This window comes from Clostridiales bacterium FE2011 (assembly GCA_017569305.1).
Classification (GTDB): Bacteria; Bacillota; Clostridia; order Christensenellales; family Aristaeellaceae; genus Aristaeella.
In genome coordinates, this window is the sequence record CP069418.1 from 838,278 (window position 1) to 859,492 (window position 21,215).

Here is a 21,215-nt window from a genome sequence, read left to right on the forward strand (position 1 = left end):
TTCAGATCACAGCTCCGGAGAGTATTTCGGATAAACAGCTCCGGCTGCCTCGCACCTCCCGGCAGCTCTCTGTGCGGATTATCTGTACCCTACTGGATCTCCATCATTGCACCGCAATCGTATTACGAAAGCAGACCCCCGTCAAGGGGAGAATCCTGAAAGAACAAGAAACAAACAATCACTTCTGCCCGAATACCTTCACCAGCAGGAGACGGCCTTCCCGGACAGATACACGGGCCGTTTCTCCCGGGAGCACCTCATTGCTGATGCCGTACTGATACTCGCTGGTGATTTCTCCGTCTGTCAGCGGATACTTTGCTCCCCGGATCGTGATTCCTTTCGCGGTTCCGCTGATATTCAGCAGGGAGAACCAGGAACAGTCTTCTTTCACTTCCTCCGTTTCCCGGGAGATGATGCTCATTTCGGAATAATCATCCAGGATACAGGCCGGAATGCCCAGGGAATCCAGGTAAAGCAGCAGCGAGATGTTGCCGAAGGTGTGGTCGAATCTTTCACCGGTCACACCGATCAGCAGGAAATCCTGGAAGCCTCGCCTGACGGCTTCCTTCACCGCGTAGACTGTATCCGTATCATCCTTCTCACAGGGCAGGACAATGGTTTCCGTATCCGTTTCCGGCTGCTCATGGGAATCAAAATCCCCTACGATCAGGTTCGGTTCCCGGCCGAGCTCCTGAACATGTTTCAGTCCGCCGTCACAGTATACAAACCAGTCATCCCCGCGCAGGCTTTCCCGGATACGCTGATATTCACGAATCCCTGCCCCGCCCACAATCACACATCTCTGCACTGTTCAGGTCTCCCTTTCCTGTATGCCGGAATACCGGCATTTCCCATTCATTCCACAGACTCCGGCACCTGATCCTTCCGGAGCATATACCTGTTATTCCCCGGTTCCCCGGGAATCTCCTTCCCCAAAGGACAATCTCTTCCGGATTCTGTTTGTCTGTTTCTTGCTTTCAGGCGGCAAAAACGGCTTCAATCTGTTGACAAACAAGGCCCCGGTGATATAATGTCGCTGTTCCGATGCGAACATGCACGCTGGGGGGGCCGGTTTCCGGCTGAGAGGGCATTGCCCGACCCTTGGAACCTGTGTAGGTAATCCTACCGTAGGGAAGCGGTCATGCAAAACATAACCGTTTCCCGCATGTCTTCAGGCATGTGGGTTTTCTTATGTCCGCCGGATCAGAAAAGGAGGAAGACCATGAATAAAAACCTGACCCGCAAACTGACCGAAAGCGCCATTATGATCGCGCTGGGAACCGTACTGAGCCTTCTGAAGATTGACCTGCCCTTCGGCGGCGGCGTTACCATCGCCAGCATGCTGCCCGTTGTACTGATCAGCCATCGCTGGGGCTGGAAGTGGGGCGTTCCCACCGCTTTTGTTTACAGTGCAATCCAGCTCCTGCTCGGCCTGGACAACGTCGGATATGCTGCCAACTTTATTATGGCCGTCGGCGTTATCCTGCTGGACTATATCATTGCCTACACCGCCATCGGCTTTTCCGGCCTCTTCGACACCGTTCTTGGCAAGACCCGCAAGAGCCTGGCCGTTGGCATCGTTGTTACCTTCGTGCTTCGGTTCATCTGCCACCTGATCAGCGGCGCCTGGATCTGGGGTGTGTGGATGCCGGAATCCTTCATGAACATGACCATGACCAATCCCTGGATTTATTCCTTCCTGTATAACGGCTGGTATATGCTGGCAGAGCTTGTGGTAACCATGGTCATCGCCATGCTGATCTATCAGCCCCTGGCCAGGTTTATTCGTCGGGAAGACATCCGCTGAAAATATCTGATATTTCCTTATAAAGACAGCAGTTACATTGCTGTCTTTTCCTTTGTCTAATTTTTAGTTACGCAATTATTGTAAATTTAGTTGACGTCAGTTACATTTTGCTGTAAAATGATGAAAAAACAGCAAACGATTACCGATTTGCGGAAGGGGGATTCATTCGATCATGGTCAGATTGAAGGATATAGCGGAGGTGTGCGGTGTATCCGTCGCAACGGTCTCCCGTGCTCTGAATGGTTTAACTAGCGACAGCAGGGAGAGGACCGCATTCATCTGCCAGACGGCCAAGGATATGGGATATTATCCGAATGCCGCTGCCAGAACGCTGAAGACCAGCAAATCCAACAACATCGGCATCATCTATGAAGACCGGATGAATCATGAATATTTCAGTTCGCTTTTCGACGAGCTTCGCCTGGAAGCTGAACGCAACGGTTACGACCTTACCTTCATCGGCCGGGGCGGTTTCGCTGAAAGCAACTACTACGAGCACGCCCGGCAGCGGAGCATGGACGGTGTCATCGTGGTTCAGGCTGATTTTGAATCCGCCGGCATCATCCGTCTGGCTACCAGCAGTATTCCCACCGTCATCGTGGATCATACCTACGAAGGTGTGGACTGCGTCACCAGTGATAACCGCAGGAGTATGGAACAGATTGTCCGTCATATCTATGCCCGCGGTCATCGCAAAATTGCCTTCATCCAGGGTGAAAAAGGTGCGGTCAGCCGTGAACGCCTTGCAGGATTCTACAAGATCTGTGCAGAATTGGGTATTCGTGTTCCCGTGGAATATGTCCGTGAGGGACACTTCCATAATTCCGCAGACTGCGCCGCTTATATTCAGGAGCTGCTTCAGCAGAAAGATAAACCCACCTGCGTTCTCTGCCCCGATGACTACAGCTGTCTCGGTGCCCTGTGGCTGTTGGAAGCCCAGGGAATCAAGGTGCCCCAGGATATCAGCCTGGTCGGCTATGACGGCATTCTCATGAGCCAGATGATTACGCCGCGGCTGACCACCTACTGCCAGGACACCCCGCGGATTGCCAAGGAAGTTTTCAGCCTGCTGATCGACGCGATCGAATTCCCGGACAGTCATATGCCGAAACAGGTTACTGTTTCCGGTAAGTTGATTGAAGGAGAAACTGTCTGATGCCTTTTACCTCGCGCAGGAAGCTTTTATTCCTGCTGGCTGCCCTTCTCTTGATGCTGTGCCTCTTCTCCTTCCCGGTATACGGGGAAGAAGAGACCGAAGATATTTCTTTGGACGAGGATATCCTCTCCGATGAGACCGCCTCTTCTCCGGACGGGGAAGAGGCATCATCTGTTGCCCGGGATGCCTTTATCGAGGATATCATCTCCCTGGGCAGGGAACTGTACGAAAAAGCTGACGGAAAGCTTCAGCGTGCCCATTACAAGGGCGATATCTACGTCTGTAAGAATTTCACCGTCCACCTCTTCCGTCAGACCCGGGATCGCTACCGGATGGCGGAGTATCCGGACAAGGAGCTGAAAATCCCCAACAACCTGCCGGAGAAAAAGTGCAGGCCCTATGCCTATGGCTACTGCTGGGAAGATATCCCCGCCTGCGACGGCAATCCCTTTGAAATCGCCGCTCAGTTCCTGTATGATAAATCCCTTTCCAAGGACGAGAACATCGCATTGGCCCGGGAATTCATGAAGCAGACCCGGAAGGGCGATTATTTCCAGATGACCGGCGATTACTCCGGCGGCAAGGGCGCCCACAGCGCGATCTTCATGTCAGATTACGATCCCGAAACCGACACGGTCCGTTCCCTGGAAAGCAACCGGAGCGGTAAGCGGATTAACGGCCTCCGTTACGGAAAGGTCATGTACGACTGCGAACTGTCCATTGATGAGTGGGTCGGTTTCTTCTGCCGGAAGAAATGCGGCGCCACCCTCTACCGGCTCCGGGATGATATCATCTTTGCCGGTGAATAAATGATTACAGCATCAGAAAAGCCGTATCCGGTCTGAATCCGGATACGGCTTTTGATTATGTTTCGGTTTACTGTTTCCGTTCACGCAGCTTGGCAAATACAGCCTGCAGCATGATAAACAGGAACAGCAGGAAAGCGGACACCACGTTGGGCACCGTGCCGCCCAGTTTGGTCAGTTCTCCGTTGAAGCTGACCAGGCTGTTGATCGTACCGTTGATCAGCACACCCACAAAAGAACCAAACACATTGCCTACACCGCCGGTCAGCAGCGTACCGCCGATAACCGCGGAAGAAATGGCCTTCATTTCCAGGCCCAGCGCTTGGGTCGTTGTACCGCACATGGTGTTCATGCAGTAAAGCACACCGCCGATGGAGCAGAGGAAAGAAGACAGGATGTAGGTGATCATCTTGGTCCTTTTGGTGTTCAGGCCCATCAGTGCGGCGCTCTGCTGGTTGCCGCCTACCGCATACATGCTGCGGCCCGTACGGGTATAACGCAGCATCAGGAACACCAGTACCACAACCACCAGCGCAATGACTACCGGAATGTTCACATAGGGTACCATCTTGACGCCGCGCTTGTTGACCACAGCGCCCAGTTCAAAGGGCATATACACCTTAACAGCCGCCACCTGCTTGAACCAGTTGTCCACGGTAATGTTGACCTGGTCAGTGCAGATCATGGCTGTCATACCGCGGGCAAAGAACATGCCTGCCATCGTCACGATGAAGGGCTGGATTCCCAGGTAACCAATCAGATAACCCTGTACCGCGCCGAACACAACACCGATCAGCAGCACAAAGGGTACCAGCAGCGAGGGAGAAATCCCGCTGTTTTCCATGCCTACGGACAGGATCATACAATCCATGGCCACCAGGGAACCGACAGAGATATCAATACCGCCGGTCAGCATAACACAGGTCATGCCGCAGGCAATGCAGATCAAAGCTGCATTGGTCCGGAAAATATCCAGGAAATTCTGGAGCTTTTCAAAGCCTTTTGCATTGGCGCCGAAGCCATACATGAAATATCCGGCTGCGTACAGCAGGATGAACAAACCCACAGTGATAAGCAGCAGTATGGAATGGCTGTTAATGTTCTTCTTCTTGTTCATGTTGTTCTTTTCCATTTTGCTCAACTCCTCCCCGCGACTGCAAGGCCGCCCTCTTTCTGTGCCTTGCGATGCGCAAAGTACGCTTTCACCGCCGGGGACTGTACAACAACGATCAGGATAACGATGATCGCCTTATACACAGGAGCCTGAGCCTTGGCCACACCCAGTGCATACATGGTGGTTGTAATGGCCTGGATGGTATAGGCACCGATAATGGAACCGGCCAGGTTAAACCGGCCGCCGCCCAGGCTGTTGCCGCCCAGGGCCACTGCCAGGATTGCGTCCAGCTCCAGGTTCAGGCCGATATTGTTGGAGTCAGCGGAATAGATCCGGGAGGTAGCCACGATGCCGGCCACACCGGAGAACAGGCCGCAGATCACGTAGCACAGCAGGATAATCGCCACAGAGTTGATGCCGGCGATCCTGGATGCCTTGGGGTTGATACCCACGGACTGTACATACATACCCAGGGAGGTTGTTTTCAGGATCAGCGTCATGATCAGGATACATGCCGCGGCGATCACTGTAGGCGTGGGGAAAATCCACAGTTTTCCGCCGAACACCTTGAACTGTTCCAGATGGATATACACCATCTTGTTGTTGGTGAGCAGCAGGCCGATGGCGCGGCCCGCGGTGAAGAAAATCAGCGTGGCCACCATTGGCTGTATCTTCATCTTTGCCACCAGGAAACCGTTGAACAGACCGCACAGGCCCGCCACGGCAATACCGGCGATCACGCCGACGAAGATCGGCATCTGCAGATCACCGATCTCACGCACATGCGTTACACCGAAACCGGCAAGCAGCATACAGCACAGGCTGCCGGCCAGGCTCATCACAGAGCCCACGGAAATATCCGTACCGGCGGAAGAGGAAACCACCAGCGTCATACCGATGGCCAGGATCGCAGCTTCACTGCCGCGGTTGAGAATATCGATGATACGGCCGTACAGCGCGCCTTCCTTCAGTTCAAACTTCAGGAATTCAAAAATATAGTTGCCTTGAATCGCGTCATACACCACATTGATGATCAGCACCAGGAAAACGCTGACCAGCGGCAGGAACAACGGTTTCTTGGATACCTTTTTCAGCCAGTCAATCACACTTTTCAACTCCGCTCACCTCCGGCAATGACCTTCATCACTGACTCCTGGGTCAGGTCTTCGGTCAGTTCTCCGACCTTTTCTCCGTCGCGCAGCACCGCCAGGCGGTTGCAGGTACGGAGCATCTCCTCGATTTCAGAGGAAATGAAGATCACGCTCTTTCCCTGGCGTGCCAGATCCACCACCAGCTTCTGGATTTCCGTTTTCGTACCGACGTCGATACCGCGGGTGGGTTCGTCCAGGATCAGGAAGTCCGGGTTGGTCGCAAGCCAGCGGGCAATGATAACCTTCTGCTGATTGCCGCCGGACAGCTGTTTGACCAGCGTCTCTGTGCTGGGGGTCTTGATATCAAGCAGATCGATGAACTTCTTCGTAATCTCCATCTGCTTTTCCATCGGGATCCGCTTCACAACACCGGCCAGGGACTGCATGGCCAGCATAATGTTTTCACGGACTGACAGGTCTTCCACAATACCTTCCGCCTTCCGGTCGTCAGGCAGCAGGCCCATGCCAAGCCGCATGGCGTCGATCGGCGCGTTGATTTTTATTTCTTTTCCCTTCACTTTCAGGGTGCCGGTCTGTGCCTTGTCAGCGCCGTAAATACAGCGGGCCAGCTCACTGCGGCCGCTGCCCAGCAGGCCCGTCAGGCCGATGACCTCACCCTTGTGGATGTCCAGGTCGAAGGGCTTGATTTTCCGTGCATGGCTCAGGCCCTTTGCGTCAATCAGCACTTCCTCGGACACAGCTTCATCTTCCTTGGACTTGATGGACTGCAGATCGTCGAAATCCTTACCCATCATAGCTGCCACCAGCTTGAGGCGGGGCAGGTCAGAGATCTCATACTCGCCTACCAGCTGGCCGTTGCGGAGCACCGTAATCCGGTCGCAGACCGCGTAAACCTGTTCCAGGAAGTGAGTAACGAAGATGATGCCGATGCCCTCATCCCGGAGCGCTCTCATCATTTTGAACAGCTTTTCCACTTCGTTGTCGTCCAGGGAGGAAGTGGGCTCATCCAGGATCAGCACCTTGCTCTCCATATCCACAGCACGGGCAATGGCGATCATCTGCTGCAGGGCAATGGAATAATTCTCCAGTGCCTGGGTAACGTCCACCTGGATGTCCAGCTTTTTCATCAGTTCCCGGGCCCGGTTCGTCATGGCTTTATGGTTGATGGTGCCAAGTTTCGTCAGCGGCTCGCGGCCGATAAAAAGGTTCTCCGCCACGCTCAGGTTGGGACAGAGGTTCACTTCCTGGTACACGGTGGAAATACCGTTTTTCTGTGCCTCCAGTGTGGAGTGGTTTCTGATGGGACGCATTTCCGGTCCCATGAAAATTTCACCCTTTTCAAAATCATTGACGCCCGTCAGGCATTTGATCAGGGTGGATTTTCCCGCGCCGTTTTCCCCCATCAGTGCGTGTATCTCTCCGCTCCTGAGCGTAAAATCAACGTCGCTCAACGCCTTTACGCCCGGGAACGTCATGCAGATGCCGCGCATGCTGAGGATCACTTCATTGCTCATGACTGCTTTCCCTCTCTTATTATTCATCCGGATAAATCGCTTTTATATTCTGTATTCTCCGCCGGAGAAGATTCTCCTCGGTCGGGAGAAACAACTTTCAGTTTTTTGAAATGGCGGTTTTAGAATAGGAAAGGCGGAAGAAACCTTCCGGTTCCTTCCGCTGTAAGTTTCCTTGTTCCTTGTGCAGAACCGGCTGCTTAGGTGATTGGAATTAATACTTGCGGGCAGCCAGAACTTCGTCGGACATAACGGTCACGAGAGCACTTTCGATTCCGGGAGCGCAGAAGCCTTCGTCGGGCACGAGGGTGAACTTGTCAACCGCTTCGCCAGCCTGCAGCTTGTTGATAACGTTCATAACGATAACAGCCTGGATGGGGTTGCATTCCACGTTGCACAGGATTTTGCCGTCCAGGGTTCTCTGCAGACCTTCATGAGTCGCGTCGAAGGAGATGATGATCTTTTCGCCAATGCCATACTTGATGCCGGCAGCGTCCATAGCGTCCATAGCGCCGTAAGCTTCGTTATCGTTGTGGCACACAACCACGTCGAATTCGGGGAAGCGCTTGATGAAGTCTTCCATAACAGCCTGTCCGCCGTTCTGGGTGAAGTCGCCGTCCTGGCTGGCCAGGATTTCCCACTCAGGATGGTTGGCAGCGATGTTGTTGAAGCCTTCGGCACGGCCGATGGCAGCGGAGGAACCGGTGGAGCCTTCGATCACCAGGATCTTGGCAGCCTTGCCGGCCAGGTACTCTTCCAGCCACTTGCCGGCGGTTTCGCCTTCAGCGGTCATGTTGGTACCAACAGCGGTGGTGTACAGTTCATCGGAAGCGTCCACAGAACGGTCAGCGATGATGCAGGGGATTCCGGCTTCCTGAACTTCTTTCAGAACGTCGTCCCAGCCAGCGGTCTGGATCGGGTCGATAACGATGTAGTCGAAGTCCTTCTGAACAAACTCACGAACCTTGGCCAGCTGCAGAGCGTGGTCGTTGTCGCAGTCGATCAGTTCCAGTTCGAATCCGGCTTCCTTGGTGAACACGTCGTAGTAGTTCTGAGTGTTCGCCATACGCCAGTCAGACTCATGTCCAACCTGGACGTAACCGATCTTCAGCAGATCCTCCGCGAAAGCGGACGTAGCGGCCAGCACCATCACCAGTGCGATAACCAGAGCCAACAGTTTCTTCATGGTAAAAAACCTCCATTTCATTTTTGGCATCCCTGCCATGTTGGTTACAGTATAAAAATAATCCCCTGTGATTGAAATACAGAGGATTATTGTTTTGGTTTGTTTTTTTCCGTTTCTGCCATGTTGGTTTGCAGATCCGGTTTGAAATCGTTTCCCTGAAGTTGATTTTTTTACTCCCCGGTCCGGTTGCTACGGCGGAACTCGCTGGGGGTCATTCCCGTCGTTTTCTTGAAAAGATAGCTGAAATAATGGGAATCGTTGTATCCCACCTCCTGCGCAATCTGCGAGGATCTCATCTCCGTTGCTTCCAGCAGTTCCTTGGCTTTACCGATTCGGAGCGCCGTCAGGTACTGGGTAAAGGTCAGGCCGGTTTCCTGGGCAAATACCGTGGAAAAATGGCTCTGGGACAGATGCACTTCTCCGGCTACATCCTGCAGCATCAAGTTCGGATCCGCGTAGTGTTCGGAAAGATAAGCCCGGGCTCGGCTGATGGTCGGATCCCCGTATCCGGCCCGGTTCCGATTGCGGAAGGCAATTGCCTTCCGGAGCAGTTCGGCCAGCAGGCGGAAGCCTTCTTCGCCTTCGGTGCGCAGGGCTTCCTCCACCGTGTCATCCGACAGCACTTCCTTGGGCACGCCCTCCCCTTCCTGGATAATCCTGCGCGCCGCCAGCAGTCCTGCAACCCGCAGATAACCCAGCGCCAGGGAAGGATCCAGGGACCGGGTATATTCCGTCAGGATGGGTTCCACTTCTTCCTCGGAAGCATACTGCAGCCGCTCATACAGCGGGCTCAGTTCCGTTTCGGACAGGGGCTGCAGCTGGCTGTTGTTTTCGTTGACGCCGATAATTCTCCGTTCTTCGTTCGCTTCGGGACCCTGCAGGTGCCGGGCATGCCTTGCACCTTTCATGGACTGCCGGATATCCCGGAAATCTGTCACGGTTTCCCCCACAGAAATCAGCAGCCGTTTCTCCTGGGCCAGTTCCGGCAGGTGCATGGCGGAATTGGCGAAGGAATAGGCCCGCTCCTCTGTATCCTCCGGATTGTCTCCCAGCACCAGCGCCCGGGCACCCTTCGGCGCGCCGCAGACATAAACCCCGCCGCCGCTCATCTCTGCCAGGGAAGTCAGTGCGTTCCGGCAGCTGATCCGTTTCTCTCCTTCCGCCGGGAAGGCGATATCAATCACAGCATAGCAGCCCGCTTTCAGGTTCACACCCAGCTCCCGCATCTGCCGGAGCATGGCCGCGTCATCCTCGCTGTCCCCTTCGTCCGTAAACAGGGAGGCCAGCAGCTTGTCCCGCAGGAACTGGTTTCCGGAAGACAGGCGTTCCCGCAGTGCCGTCAGGTTTTCCCGGTCACGGCGTTTCTCCTCAATCTGCCGGCTGACCCGGTTCAGCGCTGCTTCAAGTTCCGCGGCGGTCACCGGTTTCAGCAGGTATTCCTTTACGCCCAGGGAAATCGCCTTCCGGGCGTAGGTAAAATCGTCATAGCCGGAAAGAATAATCCGTTCCACCCACGGCATCGTCCGCTGCACTTCCTCGCACAGCTTGATTCCATCCATAAAGGGCATCCGGATATCAGTCAGGAGGATGTCCGCGTTCAGGTCCCGCAGCATCGGCAATGCCATTTCGCCGTCCGGAGCTTCGCCAACCAGCTGATAGCCTTTCTCTTCCCATGGAAAGGAATTCCGGAGATTCTCCCGGATAGCAATTTCATCATCCACGAGAAAGACTTTCATCATGGTCGATTTCCTCCCTTGTACGAATCGGAATACTGAATGATACCTCTGTTCCCTCCGGCCCTGAGCTGATCAGCAGGCCGGTCTTTTTGCCATAATACAGGCGGATGCGCATATCCACGTTCCGCATGCCGAAACCGGAATGTCCCGGTTCAGGTGCGGGCTGGGCAGTTGGCACGTTCTCTTTCAGGAGCGTTTCCACTTCCTCCAGCTGTTCCGGCGTCATTCCCTTGCCTGTATCGGCCACCGTGAATGTCATAATCCGGTTCTGGATCTGAACCTTTACCCGGATCATACCGCCGCCCCGCTTGTTCTTGATCCCATGGTACAGGGCATTCTCAACCAGCGGCTGCAGCAGCAGTTTCAGCATGTAGATTTCTTCCAGGCCTTCCGGCTGATCCACTTCATAGTCCAGGATATCCCGGTACCTTGTTTTCTGGATACTCAGGTAAGCGGACACATGCTTCAGTTCCTGGCTCACCGGAATCCAGTCTGCGCCGGCGGACAGTGAAATCCGGAAGAAGTCGCTCAGGTTCCGGGTCAGGTGAACCACTTCTTCCCCTTTTCCCGATTCAGCCTGCCAGACAATGGCGTCCAGCGTATTGTACAGGAAGTGAGGATTAATCTGTGCCTGCAGCGTACGCAGTTCCGCCCGGGCCAGGTGGTCCTGGTTCTGGCGGATCTGTGCGATCAGGGTTTCCAGGCGGTCTGCCATCTGGTTAACCTTTTCGCCAAGGTCACGCAGTTCCTCCACGTTCATGCCCTGCACCCGGTCACCGAAGTTCCCTTCTGCGATTCGCCGGACCGTTCCTTCCAATGAATAGATGGAGGAATGAATCGATTCCGTCAGCTTGTTTGTTTCATACCGTGTGCGCAGGAAGGCGATCAGGAGCAGCAGCACCTCTGCCACCGCTGCAACAACCACAATGATTCTCAGCCGTCCGCTGGCAACCGAAGCATTGGCAATTTCATCCGTAGTAAAGGCGTCCAGCATGTCTGATACCAGACGCCCGACGTCACGGACTTCATCCACGATCTTTTCAATTGTACTGATGGGCGTTCCGGCTTCCATGCCGTCCCGTACCCTGAGCACATACTGTTCCAGCGTGTCCATTGTCCGCCGGGCAATGGTCAGCTGCATCTGCCCGCTGCCTTCAGTCTCCGCGAGGAGCATATCCAGCGTATTGTCCGTTTCGGTGATCAGTCCCTGTACGCCGCTGTCCTCGAAGGTGCTCCGGCCTGCGGCTACAGAGAACAGGTTCTCGGCAATGGTGCTCTCCAGTGCAGGCTTCATCCCGGCTATGGCATCCATTCTCCGGATCATGGCCTGTGTCCGGGAGGAATAAAGCATCATAACCACCAGGCCGATCACTGCCGGTACTGCCAGCAGGAAGGCAATGGAGAAAACTGATCGGCGGACTTGCGCGGTAATGCTGGTCATTCCGCTGCGTTTCATATCAGAAACCCTCCACCGCCGGATCAGTCAGGTCGTCGAAGTCACTGAACGCTCCCTCATCCGGATGATATACTTTGGGTATTTCCTTTCCGGCCGTCACATCCCTGACCAGCTTCATTACGGAAGGTCCCAGGTGCGGCGTACACTGTACCACACAGTTGATTTTTCCGGCCTTCAGGGCATCCACCGCGTCCTTTTCCCCGTCCACAGTGATGATGATCATGTCTTTGGATCCGGCGGTTTCTTCCTTCTCCAGCACATTCAGCGCGCCAAGCGTCATAGCGTCATTGTGGGAGTATATCACGTCGATGCCGTCTGTCCCGTATTTCTGCAGGAGTTCCCGCATGCACTCCTCACCCTTGGACTGGAGGAAATCCCCGTCCACGCTTTCGATAACGGTGAACCGTTCATCCTTCCCGATCACGTCCATGAAGCCCCGCTGCCGGTCCTGCATGGGAGTGGACCCTGTCGTACCGCAGATTTCCACGATCCGCAGATGATCAGCGCCCAGCGCGTCAGCCTTCCGGATCAGGTATTCCCCGGCCCGGACGCCTTCAGCGTAGAAATCCGCACCCACATAGGCTCTGTACAATGAGTCATCCTGGGTATCAATCATCCGGTCCATGATAATCACCGGAATGTCTGCCTGTTTTGCTTCCGCCAGCACATTGTCCCAGCCGGTCTGCACAATCGGCGAGAAAACAATCACGTCCACGCGGTATGCAATAAAGGAACGGATCGCGTCGATCTGCTTTTCCTGTTTCTGGTTCGCGTTTTCCATCATCAGCCCGTAACCGGCAGCCTTCGCGGCCTGTTCCATGCTGGCAGTGTTTGCAATACGCCAGGAGCTTTCCGCTCCCAGCTGGGAAAAGCCAACCACAACAGACGCGCTGTCTCCGCCTGTTTCCTGTTTCCCTGCACAGCCGGTCAGGAGGAACAACACAAGCAGCACAAGGATCGGCACGATTCTTCTACGCATACGTTTCACCTGCTTTTATCTTTCTTATGCTGCGGGTTCCTCTGTCTCTTCCGAAGGTTCATCCGAGGACTCTCCCGGATCCGAATCAATCGTTTCATTATTATTTCCGGAATCCGCGTCATTCGCTGTCCGGGCTGCCGGATTCTGGATGCTTCCGTCCTCCAGTCCCTGGATGTATTCCTCCAGGCACAGATCATGATCCCTCATATACAGGGCATGTTCTATACCCACATAACGGATATGCCAGGGTTCCGCCTCAAAGCCGGTGATCTTTTCCTTTTCTTTCTGGTAGCGGATAATGAAGCCGTACTCCCAGCAGTGCTCGTTCAGCCAGTCGCTCTGCTTTGTGCCTGCGAATTTGGAAGAACCTTTCTTATTGATATCAAAAGCCAGTCCCAGGTGATGCTCGCTGCTTCCCGGTTCCGCCACAGTCCGCAGGGCTGCGCGGCGTGCTTTGGAGCTGCTCCAGTCCTTATGGCTCTTCTGGATGCTCTTGACCTTGGAATTCAGCATGCTGACCTGGTCGTCCCATGTGCGGTAACCCGCGCTGATCTGCCATTTGCCGATACCGTCTTCCTTCGCCGCCTCCAGCATCTCTTTCAGGGCATCCACAGCTGCTTTAACGCCGCGGGTCTTTTTATACTTGATCGTAACCAGTTTACTGCTCAGTTCCTTATTCAGCTGTACCAGGTCAGCCGGAGTAAAAAACTCTCCGTCTGCCAGCGGGTGTTCCTTGTTGACCAGCATGGGAATGTCTCCGGCCAGCGTATCCACCGGGCTGCCATTCGGCGCGGCCAGGGCGTCTTCCGCATACAGCTTGTTCTGTGTATCCGTGCCGGCCACACCGTCTGTGGTCAGTCCGTTCCGGCGCTGGAAGGCAATCACGGCGCGTTTGGTTCCGCCGCCGTACTGACCGTCCACTTTGCCTTCCAGGTATCCCAGGTCCTTCAGCCGCTGCTGAAGTTTGGTCACTTCCTCACCTTTTGCGCCCACTGTGAGAATTCCCTGGGCCTGGAGCTCTGAGGCGGACATTTTTGTCTTGGTGGTTTGCTCCGCTGCCTGGGTCTCCGTCTCCACCGCGCTCTCCGCGAAAGCAGCCTGTTCAGGACACAGGCACATCAGCATAAGCACTGCCATCAGCAGCGCTGTAAGGTTCCGTAAACCGTGTTTCATATATAACTCCTCCTTCGATTGAAGGCTTTTCACCGGCGCTTTGCCCGGATGTCATCAGTTTGATTATATATCACAAATGCGTTCCGGGCAATTGTCCTTGTCGGTTTGTGCAAAAATTGTTATACTGAATGGGTAATTTGCACCCAGAAAGAACAGGTGAGAACGATGCCTGATGTGGCGGTTCACGCGGCCTTCGGCCGGGAAGTTCTGGCCTCCCTGCCGGAGGAAGTTCGGGAATATCTGCTTCCCGAACCTTATACTTTTGCGCTGTTCGGTCCCGACGTTTGGTTCATGTACAAGCCCTGGCACCGCCGGGAAGGCCGCGGCCGCCGGATGCACACCGGGAAACCCGGGCTCTTCCTGACCACCCTGCTCTGCCGGGCGGAAAGCTCCGCTTCCCCGGTGGAAATGTTTTCCTATCTGTCCGGTTTCCTTTGCCATTACGCGCTGGACAGCATCGCTCATCCTTATATCATCTATGTTACTGCGGAGGAGCGTGTTTTCCCCCGCAGCCATATGAGCCTGGAGCATGCGCTGGATGTAGTGCAGTTCCGTCGTGACGGTTATGAGAATGAAAAGCATCCTGTTACGGAGCATTACTATCCACGTCTTCGCCTGCCGGAAACCCTGCGTCAGGATCTGGACGCTGTCTTTGAGGATGTTTACGGCTGGAAAAACTGCTGGTCAGCCCTGAACCGTTCCTGCCGCCGTTACCGGCTGTGCTACCGGGTGCTGGAAAACCCGCGGGGCCTGGCCGCGCGCATAGCCCGGCGGACAAAGCGTGACGTGCTTTGCTCCCTTGCCTATTCCGAATCCCAGTTCCATTCCCTGGATCCGGAAAACACAGAGCACCGTCTCTGGAAGCATCCTTTTGATCCTGACCAGTCTTTTACGGAAAGCTTCCCGGAGCTGCGGGAAAAAGCCCGGCAGTTTGCCCTGCAGCTGATTGAGGCGTCCTACCGTCTGGTCCGGTACGGCGAGGGTTCTGTTGAAAGTATCTCTGAACTGATCGGAAACAATTCCTATCTGAGCGGTCTGCCTGCGGATGATCCCCGGAACTACCGGGTCAAATCCCTGCTGCCCCCTGAAAAGGAGACACGGTAATGGATTTCAACAGTTTAAAGATGAATGTTGTCATCACCGTTCTTGTGCTCTTCCTGGTTTTTCTGCTTCCCTGGGCGGACCGGCGGATCTGCCGGCGCCTGCGGCTGAACCTGGAAGGCGGACTGAGTGACAATCCGAATGCTGACCGGCTGCTCCGTCTTCGGCAAAGGCTTTTGACCCTCGGGCTGTTTCTGTATTTTCTGCTCTTTGCCTGGCTTGTTTTCTTTTCCCGGGCGTCAACCGCATACTATACAGTCCATATTGCGCCCCTGGAGGATCTGAAAAACGCGTTCTCCACTCCCACCGGTTTTTCCGGATGGTTCCATACCCTGTTCACAGAGGGCGTTTCTTCCGCCTTTTCCCAGATTTCCATTGTCCGTCCGGAAGATATCTCCCAGTTCTACCTGAATGTGATGATCTTCCTGCCCGTTGGCTATCTGCTGCCCTATGTCTTCCGCTGGTTCCGGGCCCGGGTTCGGATCCGTCCCGTGGCTTTCTGCCTGCTGCTCAGTTTTATGGTGGAAAACCTGCAGCTGATTTCCCGGCGCGGCATGTATGATTTTGATGACATCATCTCCAACACCATCGGCGGGCTGATCGGTCAGCTGCTGTATATTGCTGTCGGCTATGTGGTCACCCATCCCGGCTGGCGGCGTGAGCTCCGGGCCTACCGTTCCTGGAAACGCCATGCCCGCCGCAGCACGCTCTTCCCCTATACCAAAAAGACGCATATGTTCCGCACCACGCTCAGGGGTTCAGATGAAGAGGCTATCCGGAGCTTTTTCGTGGAACGCCTGGGTTTCCGTCTTCGCCAGCAGATCGACCGCCGGGAGTCCGGAGATGTGGTCTATCTCTTTGAAATGGGCAAAACACAGATCCAGGTTATCTGTTCACCGGATGAACCCGTTCCGGAAACCCAGTACCTGACGCTCTTCGCAACCCGTCTGGCCGCGGTGCGGTCACGGCTGGAAGCAAACGGAATCCAACCGGGAGATTACCGCCGGGATCCCGCCACCGGCCGTCGGCTGCTCCGTTTCGCCGGTCCGGATAACCTGCAGATTGAAATCATCGGCGCCGAATAAAATATGAAAAACCGGGCGGTTCATGGATATGCTCCTTGAACCGCCCGGTTTCACTATATTGCTTTCTCACAGCACTCTTTTCCGTTTATCCTTCAGTTTGCCTTCCTTACCCAGGGCAATCAGCCGCTCATAGCGTTCAACCGCGGTTTCCAGCACTTTTTCCCAGGGTACCGGAATCGTCTCCCGGGCTGTTTCACCGATCAGACTCAGCTTTTCGGGCTCCTTCAGGGCTTCCGTCATCACCCGTGCCAGATCCTTCGGATCATTGTCGCACAGCAGGCCGTTCTCCCCGTGGCGGATAATCTCCGCAGCGGTACTGTTCCGCACCATCACAGAGGGGGTTCCCATGACAGCCGCCTCCCGTACTACCATGGGAGCTGCGTCGTACAGCGAAGGGAACGCAAACAGGTTGGCCCTGGCATAAAGGGCGTCCAGCAGGCTTGCGTCTGTGATATGGCCGATCTGCTCCGCCCGGTCCTGGATATTCAGCTCATGAATCTTCTGGCCGATAGCGTTCATGTCCATCCCCTGTCCAGCCAGCAGCAGCCGGTATTGAGTTCCGGCCTTTTTCATTTCCGCGCACGCTTCCAGCACGGTCAGGATGTTCTTCTTCCAGTCCATCTGACCCACAAAAAGGATCAGTGGATCCGTCCCCAGGTTCCACCTGAGGTTGACCTGCTCCACGTCGCCGGGTGAAACCGTACGCAGGGTGGCGCCGTTGGGCATCACCTGGATTTCACCCTCATAGCCGTATTCCCGCAGTACGTCCGCCGTGTTTTTACCCACAGCCCAGACTTCATCGCAGCGGTTATAGAAATTCACGACCAGCTTCACGCCCACCTTGGCAATGGATTCTGATCTGGTTGCCTTGAGAAAATCATCATAATACTTGGAATGGAAAGTAGCCACCAGCGGCAGCTTCCTGACCGATGCGAGACGAAGTGCTTCCGAACCGGCGGTAAAAGGGCTGTGCGCGTGAATCAGATCCAGGTCAATCATCCGGATCCGGTGACGGTAGTGGGCATCCAGCACAGCCTCGCCGACCTTGTACTGTTTCATTCCCGGCACGCTGCTGCCCACATATTCCACCAGCTGAAAAGGAAAACCGCCCTGGAAACCTGTATCATACATCGGCGCCACTACGGTCACCTGATGGCCCATTTTACACAGCGTCTCTGAATAGGCCTGGACCACCCGGCCCACGCCATCGACAATCGGCAGAAATGTATCTGTAAATTGCCCGATCTTCAGCATCGCATTTCACCTTCAACACAGACGTTTGTCTGTTTTTAGCCTGAATATTATCTCATGTTCCGGAGAAAAAAGCAAATCAGTCCGGACCCGCTGAAAAACAGAAGGAAAACGGACGGAATCCCAACGGAACATTGACATCCCTGACTCCCGGGTATATTGTTTCCCTCAGGGAGGGATTCCGATGAACCGTGAAACAATCACCCTGTCGCTTGGCGTAAACAGTTATGATATCGTGCTGGAGCCCTGCTGCCTGGGTCAGGCAGGAGACCTGCTGAATCTGAACCGGAAGGTGCTGGTGGTCACCGATTCCGGCGTACCTGCATCCTATGCGGATTCCGTTGCTGCTGCAAGCCTGGCGGCGGAAGTTGTCTGCATTCCCCAGGGCGAAGCCAGCAAAAACTTTGATCATTTCCATATGCTGCTCAGCCGCATGCTGGCTTTCGGCATGGGACGCGGCGACTGCGTGGTCGCTGTCGGCGGCGGCGTGGTTGGCGATATGTCAGGTTTTGCTGCGGCCTGTTATATGCGCGGCATCGATTTCTACAACATTCCCACCACCGTCCTGTCCCAGGTGGACTCTTCCATCGGAGGGAAGACCGCCATTGACCTGGATGGTATCAAAAACGTCGTCGGCGCGTTTTACCAACCGCGCCGTGTCCTGATTGATCCCACCACCCTGTCCACCCTCTCCCGGCGTCAGATCTCCAACGGTCTGGCTGAAGCAGTCAAAATGGCGCTTTGTTTCGATCAGGAAGCCTTCGCCCGTTTTGAATCCCTCGATTATGAAGCGGAGCTTGCCCTGCTCGCTTCCGGCCAGCCTTCTCCGGCATTGATCCGGATCATTTCTGACGCGCTTCATACGAAAAGGGACGTGGTGGAAAAAGATGAAAAAGAACAGGGACTGCGCCGCGTCCTGAATTTCGGTCACACCCTCGGCCACGGCATTGAAAGCGTCAACGTCAAAAACGGGATGCTGCACGGTGAATGTGTGGCTCTCGGCATGCTGCCGATGTGCTCGGATGCAGTCCGGGAACGCCTGCTTCCTGTGCTGGCTAAGCTTGAACTTCCAACAACCTGCGATTCCGACCCGGATCAGGTTATGCAGGCAGTCGTCCATGATAAAAAGAAGTTCGGGGGAAAGATTCGCTCCATCCTCGTGGACGCCGTCGGTACCTTTACAGAGAAGGAACTCACCCCGGAGGAACTCCGTCAGCGCTACACCGGTTTTTTCCTCTCATAAGCATACCAGTCACATTCGCAGATGATTATGAATTAAAAACATGGGAGTTGTTATGAAGAATACCTTTGGCACTTCCCTCACCGTCACACTGTTCGGTGAAAGCCACGGAGCCGAAATCGGCGCGGTCATCGACGGCCTTGCGCCCGGCATCCCGGTGGATGAGGAATTTATCGCTTCCCAGCTGACTCTTCGCCGTCCTGCCGGCCGTATTTCCACTGCCCGGCAGGAAGCCGATCCCTTCCGGATTGTCAGCGGCGTTTTTGAAGGCCGTACCACCGGTACCCCGATAGCAATCCTGATTCCCAATGCGGACACCCGCAGCGGAGATTATCAGCGCGGCCCGGCCCGGCCCGGGCATGCGGATCTCACAGCCTATGCCAAGTATCATGGCTATGAAGACTACCGTGGCGGCGGCCATTTCAGCGGCCGGATCACAGCCGCGCTGGTGGCCGCCGGCGCTGTTGTGATTGCTGCCCTGCGGCGCAAAGGAATTGTGATCGGCACCCATGTTGCCCGCTGTGCCGGCATTGATGATGCTCCCTTCACGGATCTGTCCGTGGATCTGCCCCGGCTGAACAGCCTGTCCTTTGCCGTTCTGGATGAAGCAAAAGGCCAGGCCATGCGTGAAGCGGTTGAAAATGCTGCTGCCCGGTGTGACAGCGTGGGCGGCATTCTGGAAACCGCCGTTACCGGTCTGCCGGCAGGCGTCGGTGAACCCTGGTTCGACACGGTCGAAAGCGTCCTTTCCCATGCGCTCTTCTCCGTCCCCGCTGTCAAGGGCGTTGAATTCGGATCCGGGTTTGCCTTTGCGGATATGACCGGCAGTCAGGCAAACGATCCCATCCGGATGAAGGACGGCAGGCCAGTGACCACAACCAACAATAACGGCGGTGTGAACGGCGGCATCACCAACGGCATGCCGGTAATCTTCCGCTGTGCCGTTAAGCCCACCCCCTCCATTGCGCAGGAGCAGCAAACCGTCAACCCCGGCACCGGTAAAGAAACTGCCCTGGTCATCAGCGGCCGTCATGATCCGGCCATTGTTCACCGTGCCCGGGTGGTTGTGGACAGCGTCACTGCCCTCGTCCTCTGCGACCTGCTGGCTCTCCGCTACGGCACCGACTGGCTGGCCTCTTCAAACGACTGAACACTGCAGAAAGGTTTCAGCATAAATGCTGAGCATCTGTCAAAAGCCTGACAGCATTCTCATCATTGTGCATTATGCATTATGCATTCTGAATTGATTTACGGCTGCATCGGCGAACACCTGCCCCACAGTTTTTCCCGGGAGATCCACGGGGAAATCGGCAGCTATGCCTATGAACTGAAGGAACTGACCCCGGAAGAGCTTCCCGGCTTCATGACCTCCCGGGGATTTATGGGAATCAACGTGACAATTCCTTACAAGCAGGCAGTCATCCCCTTCCTGGATGAAATCGACGAAACCGCCCGTGCCATCGGCGCGGTCAACACCGTCGTCAACCGGGATGGAAAACTGTATGGCTATAACACGGATCTGTACGGCCTGACCCGGCTGATCCGCCGCATTGGTCTGGATCTGTCCGGAAAAAAAGTGCTGGTGCTTGGCACCGGCGGCACTTCCCGTACCGCATCCTACGCAGCGGAAAAGCTTGGCGCCCGGGTGGTATACCGGGTCAGCCGGACTTCCCGGGAAGGCAGCCTCTCCTATGAGGATGTCCTGCGGGATCATACGGATGCGCAAATCATCCTGAACACCACTCCCTGCGGCATGTTTCCCAGGCCGGCGGAGCAGCCCCTTTCACTGGAATCCTTTACCCGTCTCGAAGGCGTGGCGGATGCAATCTACAATCCCCTGCGCAGCCGTCTGGTGCTGGATGCCCGTTTCCGCGGCATCCCCGCGGAAGGCGGCCTGTATATGCTGGTCGCCCAGGCCGTGCGGGCTTCTGAACTGTTCCTGAATATGTCATATCCGGATGACCTGACAGATCAGATTTATGACCGGATCCTTCGCCGGAAGGAAAACCTGGTTCTCATCGGTATGCCCGGGAGCGGCAAATCTGCCGTCGGTAAAATCCTGACGAAAACCACTGGCAAACCGCTGGCCGATACTGACCAGCTCATTGTGGAAAAGGCCGGAAAGTCCATTCCGGAGATCTTCCGGGAAGACGGCGAACCCGCCTTCCGTGATCTGGAAAGCGAAATCATCCGCGAGCTCTCCCTTCAGGGCGGACAGGTTATTTCCACCGGCGGCGGGGCTGTGCTCCGTCCGGAAAACGTCACCCTGCTTCGGCAGAACGGCCGTCTTTTCTGGCTGGACAGGGCTCCGGACAGCCTGGTTCCGACAGACGATCGTCCGCTGGCGGATACGGCTGCTAAAATGAAGCAGCTCTATCAGGAACGGGAACCCGTCTACCGTGCTTCCGCCGATATGATTATTCCCGTTTTCGGCACACCCGAAGACACCGCTTCCCTTATCCTTCAGCAGTAATCCGGAACATATAATTGTTCATTGTTCAT

Annotated in this window: 18 protein-coding genes, 1 riboswitch and 1 other annotated feature (1 of these 20 only partly in view); of the genes, 8 read left to right on the forward strand and 10 right to left on the reverse strand. The window is 55.3% G+C overall.

The window, feature by feature from the left end; all coding sequences use genetic code 11:
• Positions 1–116: a binding site (T-box leader), on the reverse strand (it extends 127 nt beyond the left edge of the window).
• A 62-nt stretch (positions 117–178) separates the two neighbouring features.
• Positions 179–808: a thiamine diphosphokinase gene (locus JRC49_04025; protein ID QTE72003.1), complete on the reverse strand. Its 630-nt coding sequence runs from the start codon at positions 806–808 to the stop codon at positions 179–181.
• 243 nt (positions 809–1,051) lie between these two features.
• A riboswitch (TPP riboswitch) is annotated at positions 1,052–1,151 on the forward strand.
• A gap of 71 nt (positions 1,152–1,222) precedes the next feature.
• Here JRC49_04025 and JRC49_04030 point away from each other — a divergent pair.
• From JRC49_04030 to JRC49_04040, 3 genes are all read left to right on the forward strand, one after another.
• On the forward strand, positions 1,223–1,807 hold the full coding sequence (locus tag JRC49_04030) for an energy-coupled thiamine transporter ThiT (protein ID QTE72004.1): 585 nt from the start codon (positions 1,223–1,225) through the stop codon (positions 1,805–1,807).
• A 172-nt stretch (positions 1,808–1,979) separates the two neighbouring features.
• Complete coding sequence (locus JRC49_04035; GenBank protein ID QTE72005.1) at positions 1,980–2,963, forward strand: LacI family DNA-binding transcriptional regulator; 984 nt, start codon at positions 1,980–1,982, stop codon at positions 2,961–2,963.
• Positions 2,963–3,772, forward strand: a complete 810-nt coding sequence (locus JRC49_04040; protein ID QTE72006.1) for a hypothetical protein — start codon at positions 2,963–2,965, stop codon at positions 3,770–3,772. The genes JRC49_04035 and JRC49_04040 overlap by 1 nt, the downstream gene beginning before the upstream one ends.
• A gap of 67 nt (positions 3,773–3,839) precedes the next feature.
• On the opposite strand, the gene JRC49_04045 is transcribed toward JRC49_04040, so the two are convergent.
• The 8 genes from JRC49_04045 to JRC49_04080 form a co-directional block, all read right to left on the reverse strand.
• The gene (locus JRC49_04045; protein QTE72784.1) at positions 3,840–4,886 is read right to left on the reverse strand and encodes a sugar ABC transporter permease YjfF; all 1,047 of its coding nucleotides are present in this window, start codon (positions 4,884–4,886) and stop codon (positions 3,840–3,842) included.
• 20 nt (positions 4,887–4,906) lie between these two features.
• A complete protein-coding gene (locus JRC49_04050; GenBank protein ID QTE72785.1) occupies positions 4,907–5,986 on the reverse strand; it encodes an ABC transporter permease in 1,080 nt (359 codons plus the stop codon).
• Positions 5,987–5,994: 8 nt separating this feature from the next.
• Positions 5,995–7,509 (reverse strand): sugar ABC transporter ATP-binding protein, encoded by a 1,515-nt coding sequence (locus JRC49_04055; protein QTE72786.1) that lies wholly within the window; start codon positions 7,507–7,509, stop codon positions 5,995–5,997.
• 211 nt (positions 7,510–7,720) lie between these two features.
• On the reverse strand, positions 7,721–8,731 hold the full coding sequence (locus JRC49_04060; GenBank protein ID QTE72007.1) for a substrate-binding domain-containing protein: 1,011 nt from the start codon (positions 8,729–8,731) through the stop codon (positions 7,721–7,723).
• 131 nt (positions 8,732–8,862) lie between these two features.
• Entirely contained in the window at positions 8,863–10,431 is a 1,569-nt protein-coding gene (locus JRC49_04065; GenBank protein ID QTE72008.1) for a response regulator, read from the reverse strand.
• The gene (locus JRC49_04070) at positions 10,406–11,884 is read right to left on the reverse strand and encodes a histidine kinase (protein ID QTE72009.1); all 1,479 of its coding nucleotides are present in this window, start codon (positions 11,882–11,884) and stop codon (positions 10,406–10,408) included. Before JRC49_04070 ends, JRC49_04065 begins: the two co-directional genes overlap by 26 nt.
• A 1-nt stretch (position 11,885) precedes the next feature.
• Positions 11,886–12,863 (reverse strand): ABC transporter substrate-binding protein, encoded by a 978-nt coding sequence (locus JRC49_04075; GenBank protein QTE72010.1) that lies wholly within the window; start codon positions 12,861–12,863, stop codon positions 11,886–11,888.
• Positions 12,864–12,887: 24 nt separating this feature from the next.
• Complete coding sequence (locus tag JRC49_04080) at positions 12,888–14,036, reverse strand: D-alanyl-D-alanine carboxypeptidase family protein (GenBank protein ID QTE72011.1); 1,149 nt, start codon at positions 14,034–14,036, stop codon at positions 12,888–12,890.
• A 156-nt stretch (positions 14,037–14,192) separates the two neighbouring features.
• Between JRC49_04080 and JRC49_04085 the strand changes: the two genes are divergently transcribed.
• Together JRC49_04085 and JRC49_04090 are read left to right on the forward strand one after the other, a co-directional pair.
• Positions 14,193–15,140, forward strand: a complete 948-nt coding sequence (locus JRC49_04085) for a zinc dependent phospholipase C family protein (GenBank protein ID QTE72012.1) — start codon at positions 14,193–14,195, stop codon at positions 15,138–15,140.
• Complete coding sequence (locus JRC49_04090) at positions 15,140–16,222, forward strand: VanZ family protein (protein QTE72013.1); 1,083 nt, start codon at positions 15,140–15,142, stop codon at positions 16,220–16,222. Before JRC49_04085 ends, JRC49_04090 begins: the two co-directional genes overlap by 1 nt.
• Positions 16,223–16,288: 66 nt before the next feature.
• Here the strand turns inward: JRC49_04090 and JRC49_04095 are convergent, their stop codons facing one another.
• A complete protein-coding gene (locus JRC49_04095; protein ID QTE72014.1) occupies positions 16,289–17,476 on the reverse strand; it encodes a glycosyltransferase in 1,188 nt (395 codons plus the stop codon).
• Positions 17,477–17,657: 181 nt separating this feature from the next.
• On the opposite strand from JRC49_04095, the gene aroB reads away from it, so the two are divergent.
• From aroB to JRC49_04110, 3 genes are all read left to right on the forward strand, one after another.
• Entirely contained in the window at positions 17,658–18,716 is a 1,059-nt protein-coding gene (gene aroB / locus JRC49_04100) for a 3-dehydroquinate synthase (GenBank protein QTE72015.1), read from the forward strand.
• A 52-nt stretch (positions 18,717–18,768) separates the two neighbouring features.
• Positions 18,769–19,863: a chorismate synthase gene (gene aroC / locus JRC49_04105; GenBank protein QTE72016.1), complete on the forward strand. Its 1,095-nt coding sequence runs from the start codon at positions 18,769–18,771 to the stop codon at positions 19,861–19,863.
• Positions 19,864–19,944: 81 nt separating this feature from the next.
• Positions 19,945–21,186 carry a hypothetical protein gene (locus tag JRC49_04110; protein ID QTE72017.1) on the forward strand — a complete coding sequence of 414 codons (1,242 nt, stop codon included), beginning with the start codon at positions 19,945–19,947 and terminating at the stop codon, positions 21,184–21,186.
• The last annotated feature ends 29 nt before the right edge of the window (positions 21,187–21,215 follow it).

Excerpts from the sequence above, each read along its gene's own strand:
- JRC49_04060 (QTE72007.1), bottom strand. The coding sequence starts at position 8,731 with ATGGCAGGGATGCCAAAAATGAAATGGAGGTTTTTTACCATGAAGAAA.
- JRC49_04070 (QTE72009.1), bottom strand. The coding sequence starts at position 11,884 with ATGAAACGCAGCGGAATGACCAGCATTACCGCGCAAGTCCGCCGATCA.
- JRC49_04055 (QTE72786.1), bottom strand. The coding sequence starts at position 7,509 with ATGAGCAATGAAGTGATCCTCAGCATGCGCGGCATCTGCATGACGTTC.
- JRC49_04080 (QTE72011.1), bottom strand. The coding sequence starts at position 14,036 with ATGAAACACGGTTTACGGAACCTTACAGCGCTGCTGATGGCAGTGCTT.
- JRC49_04065 (QTE72008.1), bottom strand. The coding sequence starts at position 10,431 with ATGATGAAAGTCTTTCTCGTGGATGATGAAATTGCTATCCGGGAGAAT.
- JRC49_04040 (QTE72006.1), top strand. The coding sequence starts at position 2,963 with ATGCCTTTTACCTCGCGCAGGAAGCTTTTATTCCTGCTGGCTGCCCTT.
- JRC49_04075 (QTE72010.1), bottom strand. The coding sequence starts at position 12,863 with ATGCGTAGAAGAATCGTGCCGATCCTTGTGCTGCTTGTGTTGTTCCTC.
- JRC49_04045 (QTE72784.1), bottom strand. The coding sequence starts at position 4,886 with ATGAACAAGAAGAAGAACATTAACAGCCATTCCATACTGCTGCTTATC.
- JRC49_04110 (QTE72017.1), top strand. The coding sequence starts at position 19,945 with ATGCATTCTGAATTGATTTACGGCTGCATCGGCGAACACCTGCCCCAC.
- aroB (QTE72015.1), top strand. The coding sequence starts at position 17,658 with ATGAACCGTGAAACAATCACCCTGTCGCTTGGCGTAAACAGTTATGAT.
- aroC (QTE72016.1), top strand. The coding sequence starts at position 18,769 with ATGAAGAATACCTTTGGCACTTCCCTCACCGTCACACTGTTCGGTGAA.
- JRC49_04030 (QTE72004.1), top strand. The coding sequence starts at position 1,223 with ATGAATAAAAACCTGACCCGCAAACTGACCGAAAGCGCCATTATGATC.
- JRC49_04095 (QTE72014.1), bottom strand. The coding sequence starts at position 17,476 with ATGCTGAAGATCGGGCAATTTACAGATACATTTCTGCCGATTGTCGAT.
- JRC49_04090 (QTE72013.1), top strand. The coding sequence starts at position 15,140 with ATGGATTTCAACAGTTTAAAGATGAATGTTGTCATCACCGTTCTTGTG.
- JRC49_04035 (QTE72005.1), top strand. The coding sequence starts at position 1,980 with ATGGTCAGATTGAAGGATATAGCGGAGGTGTGCGGTGTATCCGTCGCA.